The organism is Streptomyces canus 299MFChir4.1 (assembly GCF_000383615.1).
In the GTDB taxonomy this organism is placed as follows: Bacteria; Actinomycetota; Actinomycetes; order Streptomycetales; family Streptomycetaceae; genus Streptomyces; species Streptomyces canus_C.
The window spans coordinates 15,303-32,776 of record NZ_KB911615.1 but is presented as its reverse complement, the minus strand read 5'-3'; the positions used below and the strand labels follow the sequence as shown (position 1 = coordinate 32,776).

General features: G+C 70.5%; 15 protein-coding genes. 11 read left to right on the top strand and 4 right to left on the bottom strand.

The genetic code is table 11. From position 1 onward, the window contains the following. Nucleotides 1-65 precede the first annotated feature (65 nt). Nucleotides 66-260 (top strand): hypothetical protein, encoded by a 195-nt coding sequence (locus H293_RS0139650; RefSeq protein ID WP_007380378.1) that lies wholly within the window; start codon nt 66-68, stop codon nt 258-260. 11 nt (nt 261-271) lie between these two features. Here H293_RS0139650 and H293_RS0139645 read toward each other — a convergent pair whose 3' ends face one another. From H293_RS0139645 to H293_RS0139635, 3 genes are all read right to left on the bottom strand, one after another. Further along, nucleotides 272-1,510, bottom strand: coding sequence for a phosphodiester glycosidase family protein (locus tag H293_RS0139645; RefSeq protein WP_028808596.1), 1,239 nt, complete (start codon nt 1,508-1,510; stop codon nt 272-274). 73 nt (nt 1,511-1,583) lie between these two features. Beyond that, nucleotides 1,584-1,970: a DUF779 domain-containing protein gene (locus H293_RS0139640; RefSeq protein ID WP_028808595.1), complete on the bottom strand. Its 387-nt coding sequence runs from the start codon at nt 1,968-1,970 to the stop codon at nt 1,584-1,586. A 48-nt stretch (nt 1,971-2,018) separates the two neighbouring features. Then, nucleotides 2,019-3,185 (bottom strand): bifunctional class I SAM-dependent methyltransferase/NUDIX hydrolase, encoded by a 1,167-nt coding sequence (locus H293_RS0139635; RefSeq protein WP_020123329.1) that lies wholly within the window; start codon nt 3,183-3,185, stop codon nt 2,019-2,021. Between the two features lie 151 nt (nt 3,186-3,336). On the opposite strand from H293_RS0139635, the gene H293_RS0139630 reads away from it, so the two are divergent. The 9 genes from H293_RS0139630 (at nt 3,337) to H293_RS0139590 (ending at nt 14,821) form a co-directional block, all read left to right on the top strand. Further along, nucleotides 3,337-4,986 (top strand): cellulase family glycosylhydrolase, encoded by a 1,650-nt coding sequence (locus H293_RS0139630; protein WP_028808594.1) that lies wholly within the window; start codon nt 3,337-3,339, stop codon nt 4,984-4,986. Between the two features lie 156 nt (nt 4,987-5,142). Then, nucleotides 5,143-7,194 (top strand): discoidin domain-containing protein, encoded by a 2,052-nt coding sequence (locus H293_RS0139625; RefSeq protein WP_020123327.1) that lies wholly within the window; start codon nt 5,143-5,145, stop codon nt 7,192-7,194. A 24-nt stretch (nt 7,195-7,218) separates the two neighbouring features. After that, the gene (locus tag H293_RS0139620; RefSeq protein ID WP_020123326.1) at nt 7,219-7,809 is read left to right on the top strand and encodes a TetR/AcrR family transcriptional regulator; all 591 of its coding nucleotides are present in this window, start codon (nt 7,219-7,221) and stop codon (nt 7,807-7,809) included. A gap of 62 nt (nt 7,810-7,871) precedes the next feature. After that, on the top strand, nt 7,872-8,219 hold the full coding sequence (locus H293_RS0139615) for a VOC family protein (RefSeq protein WP_028808593.1): 348 nt from the start codon (nt 7,872-7,874) through the stop codon (nt 8,217-8,219). Nucleotides 8,220-8,274: 55 nt separating this feature from the next. Further along, nucleotides 8,275-10,650 (top strand): ATP-binding cassette domain-containing protein, encoded by a 2,376-nt coding sequence (locus tag H293_RS0139610; protein ID WP_020123324.1) that lies wholly within the window; start codon nt 8,275-8,277, stop codon nt 10,648-10,650. A 190-nt stretch (nt 10,651-10,840) separates the two neighbouring features. Beyond that, entirely contained in the window at nt 10,841-11,926 is a 1,086-nt protein-coding gene (locus H293_RS0139605; RefSeq protein ID WP_020123323.1) for an S-(hydroxymethyl)mycothiol dehydrogenase, read from the top strand. 160 nt (nt 11,927-12,086) lie between these two features. Then, nucleotides 12,087-12,449 (top strand): bifunctional 3-phenylpropionate/cinnamic acid dioxygenase ferredoxin subunit, encoded by a 363-nt coding sequence (locus H293_RS0139600; RefSeq protein WP_020123322.1) that lies wholly within the window; start codon nt 12,087-12,089, stop codon nt 12,447-12,449. Further along, complete coding sequence (locus tag H293_RS0139595) at nt 12,446-13,606, top strand: NAD(P)/FAD-dependent oxidoreductase (RefSeq protein ID WP_020123321.1); 1,161 nt, start codon at nt 12,446-12,448, stop codon at nt 13,604-13,606. The genes H293_RS0139600 and H293_RS0139595 overlap by 4 nt, the downstream gene beginning before the upstream one ends. A gap of 87 nt (nt 13,607-13,693) precedes the next feature. Next, nucleotides 13,694-14,821: an aromatic ring-hydroxylating oxygenase subunit alpha gene (locus tag H293_RS0139590; RefSeq protein ID WP_020123320.1), complete on the top strand. Its 1,128-nt coding sequence runs from the start codon at nt 13,694-13,696 to the stop codon at nt 14,819-14,821. On the opposite strand, the gene H293_RS0139585 is transcribed toward H293_RS0139590, so the two are convergent. Next, complete coding sequence (locus H293_RS0139585) at nt 14,809-15,555, bottom strand: IclR family transcriptional regulator (RefSeq protein ID WP_020123319.1); 747 nt, start codon at nt 15,553-15,555, stop codon at nt 14,809-14,811. The two genes, H293_RS0139590 and H293_RS0139585, sit on opposite strands and share 13 nt — an antisense overlap. Before the next feature lie 208 nt (nt 15,556-15,763). On the opposite strand from H293_RS0139585, the gene betA reads away from it, so the two are divergent. Then, nucleotides 15,764-17,434, top strand: a complete 1,671-nt coding sequence (gene betA / locus H293_RS0139580; protein WP_020123318.1) for a choline dehydrogenase — start codon at nt 15,764-15,766, stop codon at nt 17,432-17,434. Nucleotides 17,435-17,474: the final 40 nt, after the last annotated feature.

Here is a 17,474-nt window from a genome sequence, read left to right as displayed (position 1 = left end):
GCTACGCCACACTTACGGCCGAACGCCGCGAAACGGACCCGGCGGCGTGGCGGAGGAGGCTGTCCATGGCGATTTCCATCTCGGTACTGGTGCTGCTGCTGATCCTGGCGGTGATCTTCCTGCGCAGCGGCGGACTCAAGTTCTCCCACGCGCTGGTGTGCGCGCTGCTCGGCTTCTATCTGGCCGGTACGAGCCTCGCGCCCACCATTCACAGCGGCGTCACGGCGACCGCCGACATCGTCAGCGGTCTGCGCCCCTGACCGGGGCCGCCTCAGGTCGTCGAGAACACCCCGATGCCGTTCGGCACGGGCCGTTCGGCGCCGCCCGAGGGGTGGTTGAGCGCGGTGACGGTGCCGGCGCCCGGCTTGCGTGCGGCTATGGTCGTGGAGCCGCCGCCGTCCAGGCTGAAGGCGTCGACCGAGCCCAACGTGCGCATGGTGTCCGCGACTTCGGCGATCGTCAGCCCACTGCGATAGCCGGCCGCCCCGTCCAGCGCGAGGAGATACAGCCGCCGGCCGCTGTCCGCGATCCCCACGGCCGTGCGCACGGCCGACGTCGTGTCGTCGAGCCCGGACAGCGGGCGGCCGCCCTCCAGCACCGGATAACCGCCGAGCGCGAAGCGGTACGCGATTCCGGCCGAGGCCGCGACCAGGCGGTGCTGCACGGTCACCGCCGAGCCGACCGAGAGCTTCCGCAGCTGCTGCGCGCCCGCCTCCCGGCCCACGAGCACGGTGGTGCCGGCGGCGATCGGCCCGCTGCCCGGGGAGTCGGCCGCGGCGACCACCTGCCCGCCCCGGACCGTCACCTCGTAGGTGTCGGCGCTGCACGGGGCGGCCCGGTCCCGGTCCGTCCCGCAGGTCGCCCGCACCCGGGCCGCGCTGCCCCAGTCCGAGGTGAACGCCCCGACCGAACCGACGGGCAGCGCGTACTGGTTCAGCCCGCCGAGTGGCAGTTGCCCCTCGGGGGTGCGCACCGACCCGTCGAGCGCCAGGTCGTCGAGGCGGGCCCGACGGTCGGTGCCCACGCCGAACACGTCCCTGGTGCTCGTGCCGGGCGGCAGCGCGGGCCCGAAGCGCTGCCCCTTGGGCACCGCGGCCTTGAGGGCACGGCCCTGCGCGATCGCCGGGCCCACGCTCGCGCCGGTGGGCTCGACGCCGGGATGCTGGGTCTCCGAGATGTTGAAGAAGTCGCCGTTCACCCCCGCGAGGGCGCCCTGTGCGGTGGCCAGCCGGGACACCGTGGCCCGCGCGGCCACCGCCCCCGGATACAGCAGCTCCACCCGCACGCCGGGCTCGCTCAGGTCCACACGGATCACATGGGCATGTGCCGGTCCCGCGGCCGCGGAGATGTCGAACTGCTCGTACTGCACGCCCGTCGCGAGCCGTGTCCACCCCGGCGCGGCGCCGGCCGGGGCCGCCCCCACCAGGGCGGCACCGGCCAGTGTGCCGAGTGCCGCGAGAAACGTGAGTACCGATCTGCCTGCGCCGGAACGTCTTTGACGGTGCGTCACAGCTCTCCCCTGAGGTCGTGTCAACTGTCCCAGAACTCAGGGGAAGTGCACCAGACGACGGCGACCCGAGGGGCTACTCAGCGCCGACCACACGCGAACGGATGAGGAAACGCACCCCCTCGGGTGCCTCCAGAGAGAATCCGCTGCCCCGGCCCGCGACGACATCGACGATCAGCCGGGTGTGGGCCCACACCTCGTACTGGCTCCTCGACATCCAGAAGGTCACCGGTTCCCCGACCCCCGGCACGTCCAGCTCGGCGAGCAGCACGTCCGAGCCGCCGGTGCGGAACTCGCCCTCCGGGAAGCACATCGGCGCGCTGCCGTCGCAGCAACCGCCGGACTGGTGGAACATCAGCGGCCCGTGTGCCTCGCGCAACCGGCGCAGCAGCTCGGCGGCCGCGGGCGTGAGCTCGACGCGCGGCACCTCGTGGTACCCGGCAGGTGCGGAATCCTCGTCCATGGTCGCCGAGTGCAGCACGGGGAAGGTTGCGAGGGGGTTGCACGGCTCCTAGCCGGCGAACGGCGTGAAGTGGGCCGGAGTGTGATCGATCGGCAGGTCCGGGCGCCAGGCGGTCAGACCCTGGGCGCTGCACACGAACAGGTTCTCCGGGAGCCGGTCCAGGGCGAACCAGCGCCAGTCGCCGACCCGTTCGTCCGGCTGGTCGCAGGGCTCGCCCCGCCACGCGGTGACCTGTGCGGCCACGGTCATCCGCACCACGCCGTCGACATCGTCGAGGAGCGTGCCCAGCAGCCGGACGTCGGCCGGGCGGGCCTCGATCCCGGTCTCCTCGCGGAGTTCGCGCACGACCGTCTCCCGCAGGGACTCCCCGGGTTCCACCGTGCCGCCGGGCAGCTCCCAGGTGCCGCGCCGGTGCCGGCCGAGAAGCAGCCCCTGGGGGCCGTACAGGATGGCGCCGACCCCGATCGCCGCGTGCGGCACCGGACCCCGGTTCGTGCGCGGGCGGGAGGAGACCCGGACGGGCCGGGTCACCCGGAAGATTCGGTACGAGGCGTGGTTGCCGTCCTCCGGCGCGTCGAGGACGTCGACGCCCTCGACGCGCAGGCCGTGCTCGCCGAGCAGGTCCGTCCAGAGCTCCGGAGTCAGCACCCACATCCGCACGGTCGTCTCCCCGCCGCCGGCGAGCCGCAGCAGCTCGGGCCGGGACTCGACGACGCAGGAGGGGCCGTCGCCGCGCGAGTTGGTGTGCAGCACGGTGAAGCACAGCGTCCCGCCGGGCCGGAGCGCGGTGGCGAGGGCGGGCAGCAGGCGGCGGGGATCGATGTACGGCACCGCGTTGACGGAGTAGACGACGTCGTACGGTTCCGCCGTGCCGAGGTGTGCGACGGCGTCGGCCCTGATCAGGCGCAGGCCGGACAGGGAGCCGTAACGGGCGCGGGCGCGTTCGTACTGGGTGGGGGAGGAGTCGACCGCCTCAACCGAGGCGCCGTGCACGCGGACCAGATGTGCCGCGTGCCGGGCCGTGCCGCAGCCGAGGTCCAGCACCCGCCGCCCGGCGAGCTCACCGAGGATCCCCGCGCCCGGGCCGGTGCCTCCCGGGCCCCACTCGAACCGCACCAGCTCCGGCAGGACGGTGCCGCGCCGGAGATGGTGGTCGCCGTAGACGTGCCAGGCCTCGGCGTTGACGGCGTCGGGGTCGACGGGTCGTGTGGTCAACGTGCCTCCCGGGTGCGGTGGTCGAGGCTCGGAACACTATGCGCGGTCAGCGCCCTTTGCCGTCGCGCGTCTTGACGTGTACTCGACGAAGTGGCTGGATGGGAGCGCTCCCATGCCTCTTCCGACCGCCTCACCCACCCCTGGAGCCGCAGTGAGAAGAACAAGAAAGAGCCCCTTAGGCACCCTCCTGGCACGGCTGGCGGCCCTCGTCGGGCTGGTGGTGCTCGGCGCGCTCGCTCCCGGCACGGCCCAGGCCGCCCAGCAGCCCGGCGTCCAGGCCGCCGGTCTGCACATCAGCAACGGCCGCCTGGTCGAGGGCAACGGCAACGACTTCGTGATGCGCGGCGTCAACCACGCCCACACCTGGTACCCGAACGAGCTGGGGTCGCTGGCCGACATCAAGGCGCGGGGCGCCAACACTGTCCGCGTGGTCCTCGCCGACGGCCATCGCTGGACCGCCAACACCGCCGCGGACGTGGCCAACGTCGTGGCCCAGTGCAAGGCCAACCGGCTCATCTGCGTCCTGGAGGTGCACGACACCACCGGTTACGGCGAGGACAGCGCCGCCGGCACCCTCGACCAGGCCGCCGACTACTGGATCGGCCTGAAGAGCGTGCTGGCCGGCCAGGAGGACTACATCGTCATCAACATCGGCAACGAGCCCTGGGGCAACACCGACCCGGCCGGCTGGACCGCCCCGACGATCGCCGCGATCCAGAAGCTGCGGAGCGCCGGCTTCGCGCACACGATCATGGTGGACGCGCCCAACTGGGGCCAGGACTGGCAGCAGGTCATGCGCACCAACGCCCAGTCCGTGTACGCGGCCGACACCACCGGCAACCTGATCTTCTCGATCCACATGTACAGCGTCTTCGACACCGCTGCGGAGATCACCGACTACCTGAACGCCTTCGTGAGCGCCAAACTGCCGATCGTGATCGGGGAGTTCGGCGGCCCCGCCGACCAGTGGGGCGACCCGGACGAGGACACCATGATGGCCACCGCCGAGCAGCTCCACCTCGGCTATCTGGCCTGGTCGTGGAGCGGCAACACCGATACGATCCTCGACCTCGTGCTCGACTTCGACCCGGCGCGGATGACGTCATGGGGTCAGCGCATCTTCAACGGAGCCAACGGCATCGCGCAGACCGCCAAGGAAGCCACCGTCTTCGGCGGTGGCTCCACCGACACCCAGGCCCCGACCGCCCCCGGCACCCCCACCGCTTCCGCGGTCACGGCGACCTCGGCCCGGCTGACCTGGACGGCGTCCACCGACAACGTTGGCGTGGCCGGGTACGACGTCGTCCGTGTCAGCGGGGGCACCGAGACCAGGCTCGCGGCCTCGGCCGCGAACTCGGTGACCGTGACCGGCCTGACCGCCGGCACGGCCTACTCCTTCGCCGTCTACGCCCGGGACGCCGCCGGCAACCGGTCGGCCCGCTCGGCGACGGTCGGCGTCACCACCGCGAACACGCCCGCCGGGAGCTGTTCGGTGGGCTACCGCGTGGTCGGTGAGTGGCAAGGCGGCTTCCAGGGCGAGATCGTCATCCGCAACACCGGCAGCTCCGCGGTCACCGGCTGGAAGTTCGGCTTCACCTTCGCCGACGGCCAGACCGTCTCCACCATGTGGGGCGGGACCGCCGCGCAGAGCGGTGGCTCGGTGACCGTCACCCCGGCCTCCTACACCAACACCATCGCCGCCGGAGCTTCGGTCACCGTCGGGTTCATCGGCGGCAAGGGTGCCACGAACACCGCGCCCGCCGCTTTCACTCTCAACGGGGCGGCCTGCGTGAACGGTTGATGACCCCCAGGTATCAGGTCAACTGTCCCGGACCCTTGACTCGGAACGCGCTCGGTCGCGATCCTCGACGCATCTATTGCGCCGGTCATGACAACTCCAGGGGCAGTCAAAACGCCCTCGGTCGACGGCGCCCCCGCCGACCGAGGGACGTGGGCCATGGCTGGACGCTTCTGCCGCAGCCGCAAGAACATCACCGCCGTCTCCGTGCTCTTCCTGGTGCTGGCCGCCCTCCTCGGCCCCACGCCGAGTGCGGCGGCCACCGACTGGTGGACACCGACGTCCAGGCCCACCCCCGACGCCGGGATCAACGTCACCGGAGCGCCCTTCACCGGTACCGACTCCGCCGGTGAGGTGAAAGGGTTCATCGACGCCCACAACCACCTCTTCTCCAACGAGGCCTTCGGTGGGCGGCTGATCTGCGGCAAGGTGTACTCCGAGGCCGGAGTCGCCGACGCGCTCAAGGACTGCCCCGAGCACTATCCCGACGGCAGCCTCGCCCTCTTCGACTACATCACCCACGGCGGCGACGGCAAGCACGACCCGGTCGGCTGGCCGACCTTCAAGGACTGGCCGGCGTACGACTCGATGACCCATCAGGCCAACTACTACGCCTGGGTGGAGCGGGCCTGGCGCGGTGGCCAGCGGGTGCTCGTCAACGACCTCGTGACCAACGGCATGATCTGCTCGGTCTACCCGTTCAAGGACCGCAGCTGTGACGAGATGACCTCGATCCGCCTCCAGGCCAGGATGACGTACGACCTCCAGGCCTTCGTCGACCGGATGTACGGCGGCACCGGCAAGGGCTGGTTCCGGATCGTCACCGACAGCGCGCAGGCCCGACAGGTCATCGAACAGGGCAAGTTGGCGGTCGTCCTCGGCGTCGAGACCTCCGAGCCGTTCGGCTGCAAGCAGATCCTCGACATCGGGCAGTGCAGCAAGGCGGACATCGACAAGGGACTCGACGAGCTGTACGGCCTTGGCGTGCGCTCGATGTTCCTGTGCCACAAGTTCGACAACGCCCTGTGCGGGGTCCGCTTCGACGAGGGCGGCCTCGGCACCGCCATCAACGTCGGCCAGTTCCTGTCCACCGGCACCTTCTGGAAGACCGAGACCTGCAAGGGCCCGCAGCACGACAACCCCATCGGTACGGCCGCCTCGGCGGCGGAGGCCGACCTGCCGGCCGGCACCGAGGTCCCGGAGTACGACAAGGCCGCGCAGTGCAACGTCCGCGGGCTCACCGATCTCGGCGAATACGCCGTGCGCGGCATGATGAAACGCAAGATGATGCTCGAGATCGACCACATGAGCGTCAAGGCCACCGGGCAGGTCCTCGACATCTTCGAGGCCGCGAACTACCCGGGCGTGCTCTCCTCGCACAGCTGGATGGACCTCAACTGGACCGAGCGGGTCTACTCCCTCGGCGGTTTCGTCGCCCAGTACATGCACGGCTCCGAGGGGTTCGCCGCGGAGGCGAAGCGCACCGACGCGCTGCGCGACAAGTACGGCGTGGGCTACGGCTACGGCACCGACTTCAACGGTATCGGCGACCACCCCGCACCGCGCGGAGCCGACGCCGCGAACAAGGTGACGTACCCCTTCAAGAGCGTCGACGGCGGCTCGGTCATCGACAAGGAGACGTCCGGGCAGCGCACCTTCGACTTCAACACGGACGGCGCCGCCCATGTCGGCATGATCCCGGACTGGATCGAGGACATCCGGCTCGTCGGCGGCCAGGGTGTGGTCGACGACCTGTTCCGTGGCGCCGAGTCCTACCTGGACACGTGGGGCGCCTCCGAGCGGCACCAGGCGTCCGTGAACCTCGCCGACAGAAGGCCGGCGACGGCCAGTTCGTCGGAGTCCAACCCGTTCACCAGCTATCAGCCGGGGCGGGCGGTCGACGGCGACGACTCCTCCCGCTGGGCCGGCGACTGGAGCGACGACCAGTGGTGGCAGGTCGACCTGGGCTCCACCCACCTGGTCTCCAGGGTCACGCTCGACTGGGAGCGGGCGTACGGGAAGTCGTACCGGATCGAGCTGTCGACGGACGGGACGAACTGGCAGAGCGTCTGGTCCACGACCTCCGGTGACGGTGGCCTGGACACCGCCAAGTTCGTCGGGACGCCGGCCCGCTACGTCCGGGTCCACGGTCTCGGCCGGGGTACCGACTGGGGATACTCGCTCTACGAGGTGGGCGTCCACAGCGGCTGAACCACAGGACAGCGGGAGACACGCATGGCACGCATGCCGTCGGCCGAGCGCCGTAGACAGCTGACGGAAGCGGCGATCAGGGCGATGGCCCGGGACGGCGTCGCCAAGACGACGACCCGGTCCATCGTCGCCGAGGCCGGCCTGTCCCTCAGCGTCTTCCACTACTGCTTCGACTCCAAGCAGGCCCTGGTCGAGGCCGTGATCACCACGCTCACCGATCAGTCGGTGAGCGTGGTCCAGGAGGCGCTGCGCCCCAGGGACACCCTGGAGGAGACCGTCGCCGCCGGTTTCCGGGCGTACTGGGACCACGTCCGCGCCCACCCCGAGACGCACATGCTCACCTACGAGCTCACCCAGTACGCCCTGCGCGAGCCCGGCTTCGAGCACCTGGCCAGGCGGCAGTACGAGCTGTACGGCGAGGCGTACGCCGAGCTGATCGAGCAGCTGCGGGGCGCCATGGACCTGGAGCTGCGGGTGCCCGTCTCCGTGCTGGCCCGCTATCTCGCGGCCATGACCGACGGGCTCACCCTGAACTACCTCGTCCTCGGCGACGCGGCCGCCTGGGAGGACATCCTCGACACCGTCACGACACACATCGCGGGCCTGGTGCGCTGAGCCCGGGGGACCGGTCAGGATTCGAGAAGCGCCGGCCGGAGGCGGTGGCTAGCGTGACGGACATGGACATCACGATCGGGGCGAGCTTCCTCCCGCACGACGACGCGGAGGCCTCTCTGGCCTTCTACCGGGACGTGCTGGGCTTCGAGGTGCGCGGTGACGTGGGCCAGGGCCCGGCGCGCCGGATCACCGTCGGCCCCGCGGGCCCGGCCGCCACCTCGGTCGTGCTGCGCCCGGCGGGCGAGGACCCCGAGCTCCTGCTCGCCACCCCGGACCTCGACGCCGTCTTCGAGCGGCTCCAGGTCTGCGCCGAGGTGATCCAGGAGCCGATCGAGCAGCCGTACGGCATGCGGGACTGCGCCTTCCTCGACCCCGCGGGCAACGTGATCCGTGTCCAGGAGCTGCGCTGAGGCGCGCGTGCCGACGTAGTGTTCGAAGCTGTCGAAAACGGGAGGACACATCACCATGGGCAAGGCCACTCCGGGCGACCGGCACGCCGCTGACAGCCACGACCTGATCCGCGTGCACGGGGCGCGCGAGAACAACCTCAAGGACGTCAGCATCGAGATCCCGAAGCGCCGGCTCACGGTCTTCACCGGAGTCTCCGGCTCCGGCAAGAGTTCGCTGGTCTTCGACACCATCGCCGCCGAGTCGCAGCGGCTGATCAACGAGACCTACAGCGCCTTCGTGCAGGGCTTCATGCCGACCCTGGGCCGGCCCGAGGTCGACGTCCTCGACGGGCTGACCACCGCCATCACCGTCGACCAGCAGCGCCTCGGCGGCGACCCGCGCTCCACCGTCGGCACCGTCACCGACACCAACGCGATGCTGCGCATCCTCTTCAGCAGACTCGGGACCCCGCACATCGGCTCGCCCAAGGCGTTCTCCTTCAACGTCGCCTCGATCAGCGGGGCGGGCGCGGTGACCATGGAGCGCGGCGGGCAGACCGTGAAGGAGCGCCGCAGCTTCAGCATCGTCGGCGGCATGTGCCCGCGCTGCGAGGGCCGGGGCACGGTCAACGACATCGACCTCACCCAGCTCTACGACGACTCCAAGTCGCTCGCCGAGGGCGCGATGACCATCCCCGGCTACAAGGCCGGCGGCTGGAACTACCGGCTCTACAGCGAGTCCGGCTTCTTCGACGCGGAAAAGCCGATCCGGAAGTTCACCAAGCGCGAGCTCCAGGACTTCCTGTACCGCGAGCCGGTCAGGATGAAGATCGCGGGCATCAACATGACCTACGAAGGTCTCGTCCCGCGCATCCAGAAGTCGATGCTCGCCAAGGACCGCGAGTCGATGCAGCCGCACATCCGGGAGTTCGTGGACCGTGCGATCACCTTCATGGTCTGCCCCGAGTGCGAGGGCACCCGGCTGAGCGAGGGCGCCCGGTCCTCGAAGATCAAGGGGATCAGCATCGCCGACGCCTGCGCGATGCAGATCAGCGACCTCGCCGAATGGGTGCGCGCCCTGGACGAGCCGTCCGTCGGACCGCTGCTGACCGCGCTGGGCGAGACCCTCGACTCCTTCGTGGAGATCGGACTCGGCTATCTCTCCCTCGACCGCTCCTCGGGCACACTGTCCGGCGGCGAGGCGCAGCGCACCAAGATGATCCGCCATCTCGGCTCCTCGCTCACCGACGTCACCTACGTCTTCGACGAGCCGACGATCGGGCTGCACCCCCATGACATCCAGCGCATGAACAACCTGCTGCTGCGCCTGCGCGACAAGGGCAACACGGTGCTCGTCGTGGAGCACAAGCCGGAGACGATCGTGATCGCCGACCACGTCGTCGACCTCGGCCCCGGCGCCGGCACGACGGGCGGCTCGGTCTGCTTCGAGGGCAGCGTGGAGGGGCTGCGGACCAGCGGCACCGTCACCGGCCGCCACTTCGACGACCGGGCCGGGCTCAAGGACACGGTCCGCAAGGCCACCGGTGCGCTGGAGATCCGCGGCGCGAGCACGCACAACCTCCAAGGCGTGGACGTCGACATCCCGCTCGGGGTGCTGACCGTGATCACCGGGGTCGCGGGGTCCGGAAAGAGCTCGTTGGTGCACGGGTCGATCCCGGCCGCGGAGGGGATCGTGTCCGTCGACCAGGGCGCCATCCGCGGCTCGCGGCGCAGCAATCCGGCGACGTACACCGGACTGCTGGAACCGATCCGCAAGGCGTTCGCGAAGGCCAACGGGGTGAAGCCGGCGCTGTTCAGCGCCAACTCCGAGGGCGCCTGCCCCACCTGCAACGGCGCGGGAGTCGTCTACACCGACCTGGCGATGATGGCCGGGGTCGCCACGACCTGCGAGGAGTGCGAGGGGAAGCGGTTCCAGGCCTCCGTGCTGGAGTACCACCTCGGCGGGCGGGACATCAGCGAGGTGCTCGCGATGCCGGTGACGGAGGCGGAGGAGTTCTTCGGCGCCGGTGAGGCGCGCACGCCGACCGCGCACAAGATCCTGGAACGCCTCTCGGACGTCGGGCTCGGCTATCTCACCCTCGGCCAGCCGCTCACCACGCTGTCCGGCGGTGAGCGGCAGCGGCTGAAGCTGGCGACCCACATGGGGGAGAAGGGTGGCGTGTTCATCCTCGACGAGCCGACCACCGGCCTCCACCTCGCCGACGTCGAACAACTCCTCGGCCTGCTCGACCGGCTCGTCGACTCCGGCAAGTCCGTCATCGTCGTCGAGCACCACCAGGCGGTCATGGCCCACGCCGACTGGATCATCGACCTCGGCCCGGGCGCGGGGCACGACGGCGGACGGATCGTGTTCGAGGGGACGCCCGCGGAGCTCATCGCCACGGGGGGCACGCTCACGGCGGAGCATCTGAAGGCCTACGTGGGGGAGTGACAGGGAGCCGCGGGGTGCCAGGCCCCGCGGTGGACGGTCGAGGCCGTACGGCGTGCTGCCGTACGGCCTCTCCGTGCGCCCGGCCGGATCCGACCTCTTGACCCATGGCTCCCCCTCCTCGATGCTCAGTTGCGCATAGTGCTTCGTGTATCGAATGAAGCAACCCGCGCGGCTGTCGGAGGAGTGACCCATGGCTCATGAGGTTCGTGCTGTCGTCGCCCGGTCGAAGGGCGCCCCGGTCTCCGTCGAGACGATCGTGGTCCCCGACCCGGGACCCGGCGAGGCGCTGGTGAAGGTGGAGGCGTGCGGGGTCTGCCACACCGACCTCCACTACCGGGAGGGCGGGATCAACGACGACTTCCCCTTCCTGCTCGGACACGAGGCGGCCGGGCGCGTCGAAGCCGTGGGGGAGGGTGTCACCGGCGTCGAACCGGGCGACTTCGTCATCCTCAACTGGCGTGCGGTGTGCGGTAAGTGCCGGGCGTGCAGCAAGGGCAAACCCTGGTACTGCTTCGCCACCCACAACGCGACCCAGCCGATGACCCTGCTCGACGGCACCCCGCTCGCGCCCGCCCTCGGCATCGGCGCGTTCGCGGAGAAGACCCTGGTCGCCGCCGGGCAGTGCACCAAGGTGGACCCGGCGGCCCCGGCGACGGCCGCGGGACTGCTCGGCTGCGGTGTCATGGCGGGCTTCGGCGCGGCCGTGAACACCGGCGCCGTCGGCCGCGGGGACTCCGTCGCCGTCATCGGCTGCGGCGGGGTCGGCATGGCCGCCGTCGCGGGGGCGCGGCTCGCCGGCGCGACCAAGGTCATCGCCGTCGACGTCGATCCGCGCAAGCTGGAGCGGGCCACGGGGATGGGCGCCACCCACACCGTCGACGGTTCGGTCACCGACGTCGTGGCGGCGGTGCGCGAACTGACCGGCGGCTTCGGCGCCGACGTGGTCGTCGAGGCGGTCGGCCGCCCCGAGACGTACCGGCAGGCCTTCTATGCCCGCGACCTCGCCGGCACCGTCGTCCTGGTCGGTGTGCCGACCCCCGAGATGAAGCTGGAGCTGCCGCTGCTCGACGTCTTCGGGCGCGGTGGCGCCCTGAAGTCCAGCTGGTACGGCGACTGCCTGCCCTCGCGGGACTTCCCGGCGCTCATCGACCTCTACCTGGACGGGCGCTTCGACCTCGACGCGTTCGTCTCGGAGACCATCGGCCTCGGGGACGTGGAGAAGGCGTTCGAGAAGATGCACCGCGGCGAGGTGCTGCGCTCCGTGGTGGTCCTGTGAGAGGGGCCTCTTTGTTGTTCATCGTGCACGATATTGCGCAAGAAGCAACGCCGATGTTCGTGCGGGTCGGGCCTCTGGACGCCTTGACAAGGGTTTGCGGCCGCCCTCAAACTGACGTTGCGTTCAACGCAATCCGTTTCGCTATACGCACCGAGGTGTCATGATGATTCCCGCGTGCCGTCTCGTGGACCTTCCCCGAGGCGAGGCCCACCGGCTCGACATCGATCCGCCGGTCTCGGTGTTCCACACCGACGACGGCGAGCTCTTCGCCATCGACGACACCTGCACCCATCAGGACGCCTCGCTCGCCGACGGCTGGCTGGAGGGCTGCGAGGTGGAATGCCCGCTGCACGCCTCGAAGTTCGACCTGCGGACGGGCGCCGTGGACGCCCCGCCGGCCAAGCGCCCGGTCCGCACCCACGAGGTCCTTGTCGAGGACGGCATGATCTACGTCCGGTTGTCCCTGGACGCCCCCAACCTGCCGCCCTGCGTCGCGGCCCGGCTCGCCGGCGGACCCGCGTGAGGACGGTCGCCGTGGTCGGCGCCTCGCTCGCCGGTCTGTCGGCGGCGCGTTCACTGCGGAAGCAGGGCTTCGACGGGCGGCTCGTCGTCATAGGCGACGAACTCCACCGCCCGTACGACAGGCCCCCGTTGTCCAAGGAGTTCCTGGCCGGCTCCCTGGCCGAGGCGGATCTCGCGCTGGAGCCTGACGACGAGGACCTGCGGGCCGAGTGGCTGCTCGGCGTCCGCGCCGTCGGCCTCGACGGCCCGCAGCGCGCCGTACGGCTCGCCGACGGCAGCGAGGTGCGGGCGGACGGCGTCGTCATCGCGACCGGCGCCGCCGCCCGTACCCTGCCCGGCACGGACGGTCTGGCCGGGGTGCACACCCTGCGCACCCTGGACGACGCCCGCGCCCTGCGCGACGAACTGGCCCTCGGGGGACGGCTGGTGGTGATCGGCGGCGGGTTCATCGGCGCCGAGGTCGCCTCCACCGCGTACGCCCTCGGGCTCGACGTGACCGTCGTGGAAGCGGCCCCGACCCCGCTCGCCGGGCCGCTCGGCGAGACCATGGGCGGCATCGTCTCCGCCCTCCACGCGGACCACGGCGTACGGCTGCTGTGCGGGGTGGGCGTCAAGGGGCTGCGCGGCGAGAGCCGGGTCGAGGCCGTCCTGCTGGAGGACGGCCGCAGCTTTCCCGCCGACATCGTGGTCGTGGGGGTCGGCGCGCGTCCGTGCGTCGAGTGGCTCGCGGGCTCGGGGCTCGCCCTCGACGACGGCGTCACCTGCGGCGCCGACGGCCGCACCCGGCTGGCCGGCGTGGTCGCGGTCGGGGACTGCGCCTCCTGGTACGACCCGCGCGCGGGCCTGCACCGCCGCGTGGAGCACTGGACGGGCGCCCGGGAGCGGCCCGACGCGGCCGTGACCGCGCTGCTGGCGGGCGGCGCGGTGGAACCGAGCGCGCCCAGGCCGCCGTACTTCTGGTCGGACCAGTACGGCGTGAAGATCCAGTTCGCCGGTCACGCGGCCGCCGCCGACAGCGTGACGATCGAGGAGGGCGCCCGGGACGACCACAACGTCCTGGCCGTCTACCGGCGTTCCGGGCATCCGGTCGCCGTGCTCGGGATGAACCAGCCGCGGCTGTTCACGCGCTGGCGCAAGCAGCTCGCCGCCGCGGCCTGACAGCACCGCCGCTGCCGCTCCGCACCGAACGCCGTCCGCTCGTCCCGGCGTGCATCACCGGCCCACGACGTCCCTGAGGAGTGCACTGTGACCTCGACCAGCCTGCCGGACAGCCTGATCGCCACCCTCCCCGGCGCCTCCTACACGGATCCCGGAATCTTCGCCCAGGAGCAGGAGCACATCTTCGAAGCGATGTGGTTCTGCGCCGTGCGGGCTTCCGACCTGCCCAAACCCGGCGCCTTCCGGACCGTGCAGGTGGGCCGGGAGAGCATCCTGATCACGCGGGCACGGGACAACTCGGTGCGCGCGTACTTCAACGTCTGCCGGCACCGGGGTGCCAGGCTGTGCACGGAGGAGTCGGGGGAGGTCAAGCGGGCGTTCCAATGCCCGTACCACGCCTGGACGTACGACCTGACCGGCAAGCTCGTGGCCGCGCCGAACCTGACCAAGATGCCGGACGTGGGCCGGACCGAGTACGGCCTGGCGAGCGTGGCGGTGCGCGAGTGGCTCGGCTATGTGTGGGTGTGCCTCGCCGAGAACCCGCCGCCCTTCGACGAGGTCGTCCAGGAGGTGGTCACGCGCCTCGGCGACACCGAGTCGATCGAGCACTACGACATCGACAACCTCCAGATCGGCCGGCGGATCACGTACGACGTGAAGGCCAACTGGAAGCTGATCATCGAGAACTTCATGGAGTGCTACCACTGCGCGACCATCCACCCCGAACTCACCGAGGTGCTCCCGGAGTTCGCCGACGGATACGCCGCCCAGTACTACGTGGGGCACGGCGCGGAGTTCGGTGAGGGCATCCAGGGCTTCACCGTCGACGGCTCGGAGGGGCTGGACCGCATCCCGGGGGTCTCCGAGGACCAGGACCGCCGGTACTACGCGATCACCGTGCGCCCGCAGGTGTTCGTCAACCTCGTGCCCGACCACGTGATCTTCCACCGGATGTACCCGGTCGCCGCCGACCGCACGGTCGTGGAGTGCGACTGGCTGTATCTGCCGGATGTCGTCCGGAGCGGCAAGGACGTCAGCCGGTCGGTGGAGCTGTTCGACCGGGTCAACCGGCAGGACTTCGACGCGTGCGAGCGCACCCAGCCGGCCATGAGCTCACGGCTGTACGCCAAGGGCGGCGTCCTGGTCCCCAGCGAGCACCACATCGGCGCGTTCCACGACTGGGTCCAGGCCCGGCTGGGGGCTCAGCCCAGGTAACCCATCCGGTGGCTGATCTCCTCGGCGCCCTTGACCAGGACCGGGGCGAGCTCGTGCAGGCGCTCCTCGGAGAGCCGGTACGCGGGCCCCGAGGCGCTGAGGGCGGCGATGACCTCCCCGTCCCGGTCGCGGACCGGCGCGGCCATGGCGTGCAGGCCGAGCTCCAGCTCCTCCAGGGCCCAGGCGTAACCCCGCTCCCGGGCCTCGGCGAGGTTCTTCTCCAGCTTCGTCTTCGCGGTGATGGTGCGCGGGGTGACCTTCTTCAGCCCTGTCTCGGTCAGCAGCGCGGTGCGCTCCTTGGCGGGCAGGTGGGCCAGCAGGATCTTCCCGCTCGACGTGGCGTGCAGCGGCGTCAGCTGGCCGACCCAGTTCTGCGCGGTGACGGCACCAGGTCCGCGCACCTGGTAGAGGTTGACCGCGTAGCGCTCCTGCATCACGGCGAGGTTCACGGTCTCGCCCAGTTCCTCGGCGAGGTCCTCGCAGACCGGGCGGCTCTGCTGGGTGATGTCGATGCGTCCGGTGACCGCGCCGGCCAGGCGCACGATGCCGAAGCCGAGCCGGTACTTGCCGCGCTCACCCGCCTGTTCCACCAGGCCGCGCGCTTCCAAGGCGCCGAGCAGCCGGAACGCCGTGGACTTGTGCACGTCGATCTCGGCGGCCACCTCGCTGACCCCGGCCTCGCCGCGCTGGGCCAGGATCTCCATGACGTGAATGGCCCGGTCGACGGACTGCACCCCGCCGCTCGACGACCCTGTCGTTTCGTTATCCGGGTTGTAGTTGCTCACAACGCAACTATACGGGGGGTAAACAACAAGGATGTGAGTCTGTTTCGAGGACCTGGTGCATGTGTCGTGCAAGTTGCGCGCTTCGCAACCTGGTGCGTATCGCGCTACCCGTACTAGCATGCCGCGCATATCGACGGCGCGAGCGAGACGAGGCACCATGGCTCCCCAGCAGTACGACTTCGTCATCGTCGGCGGTGGATCGGCCGGCAGCGCACTGGCCAACCGGCTCTCCGCCGACCCGGGCAACCGGGTGCTGGTCCTGGAGGCCGGCCGCCCCGACTACCCGTGGGATGTCTTCATCCACATGCCCGCGGCGCTGACCTACCCGATCGGCAGCCGCTTCTACGACTGGAAGTACGAGTCCGAACCCGAGCCGCACATGGGCGGCCGGCGCGTCTACCACGCCCGCGGCAAGGTGCTGGGCGGCTCCAGCAGCATCAACGGCATGATCTTCCAGCGCGGCAACCCCATGGACTACGAGCGCTGGGCCGCCGATCCCGGCATGGAAGCCTGGGACTACGCGCACTGTCTGCCCTACTTCAAGCGCATGGAGAACTGTCTCGCGGCCGACCCCGACGACGAGTTCCGCGGCCACGACGGCCCGCTCGTCCTGGAGCGCGGCCCGGCCACGAACCCGCTCTTCACGGCCTTCCAGAAGGCCACCGAGGAGGCGGGCTACGCGCCCACGGACGACGTCAACGGCTATCGCCAGGAAGGCTTCGCCAAGTTCGACCGCAACGTCCACCGCGGACGCCGGCTGTCGGCCTCCAAGGCCTATCTGAAGCCCGTCAGGAAGCGTCCCAACCTCACGGTCAGGACGCGCGCCCTGGTCACCCGCGTCCTGTTCGAGGGCAAGAAGGCCGTCGGCGTCGAGTACCGGCGCGGCCGCGGGGCGCTCCAGCAGGTGCGCGCCAAGGAGGTCATCCTCTGCGGCGGTGCCATCAACTCCCCGCAACTGCTCCAGCTCTCCGGCGTCGGCAACGCGGAGGAACTGCGCGCTCTCGGCATCGACGTCGTCCACCATCTGCCGGGCGTCGGCGAGAACATGCAGGACCACCTGGAGGTCTACATCCAGTACGCCTGCAAGCAGCCCGTCTCCATGCAGCCGTACCTCGCGAAATGGCGTGCCCCCTTCATCGGCTTGCAATGGCTCTTCCGCAAGGGGCCCGCCGCGACCAACCACTTCGAGGCCGGCGGCTTCGCCCGCAGCAACGACGACGTGGACTACCCCAACCTGATGTTCCACTTCCTGCCCATCGCGGTCCGCTACGACGGCTCCGTGCCGGCCGGCGGACACGGCTACCAGGTGCACGTGGGGCCCATGTACTCCGACGCCCTCGGCTCCGTGAAGATCAAGAGCACGGATCCGACCGAGCACCCGGCGCTGCGCTTCAACTACCTGTCCACCGAACAGGACCGCCGCGAGTGGGTCGAGGCGATCGGCGTCGCGCGCAGACTGCTCAACCAGCCCGCCCTCGCTCCCTACAACGCCGGGGAGTTCTCGCCCGGCCCGTCCGTCGAGACCGACGAGGAGATCCTCGCCTGGGTCGCCAAGGACGGCGAGACCGCCCTGCACCCCTCCTGCACCTGCAAGATGGGCACCGACGAGATGGCCGTCGTCGACCCCGCCGACTTGCGTGTGCACGGCGTCGAAGGGCTGCGGGTCGTCGACGCCTCGGTGATGCCCCACGTCACCAACGGCAACATCTACGCGCCGGTGATGATGATCGCGGAGAAGGCGGCCGACCTGATCCTCGGCAAGGAGCCGCTCGCGCCCTCCGAGGCCGCGTACTACCGGCACCGGGACGCCCGGACGCAGGCGGGGTAACGCGGATTTTTCCGGGGACCGCTTGTACCGGAAACCCGCC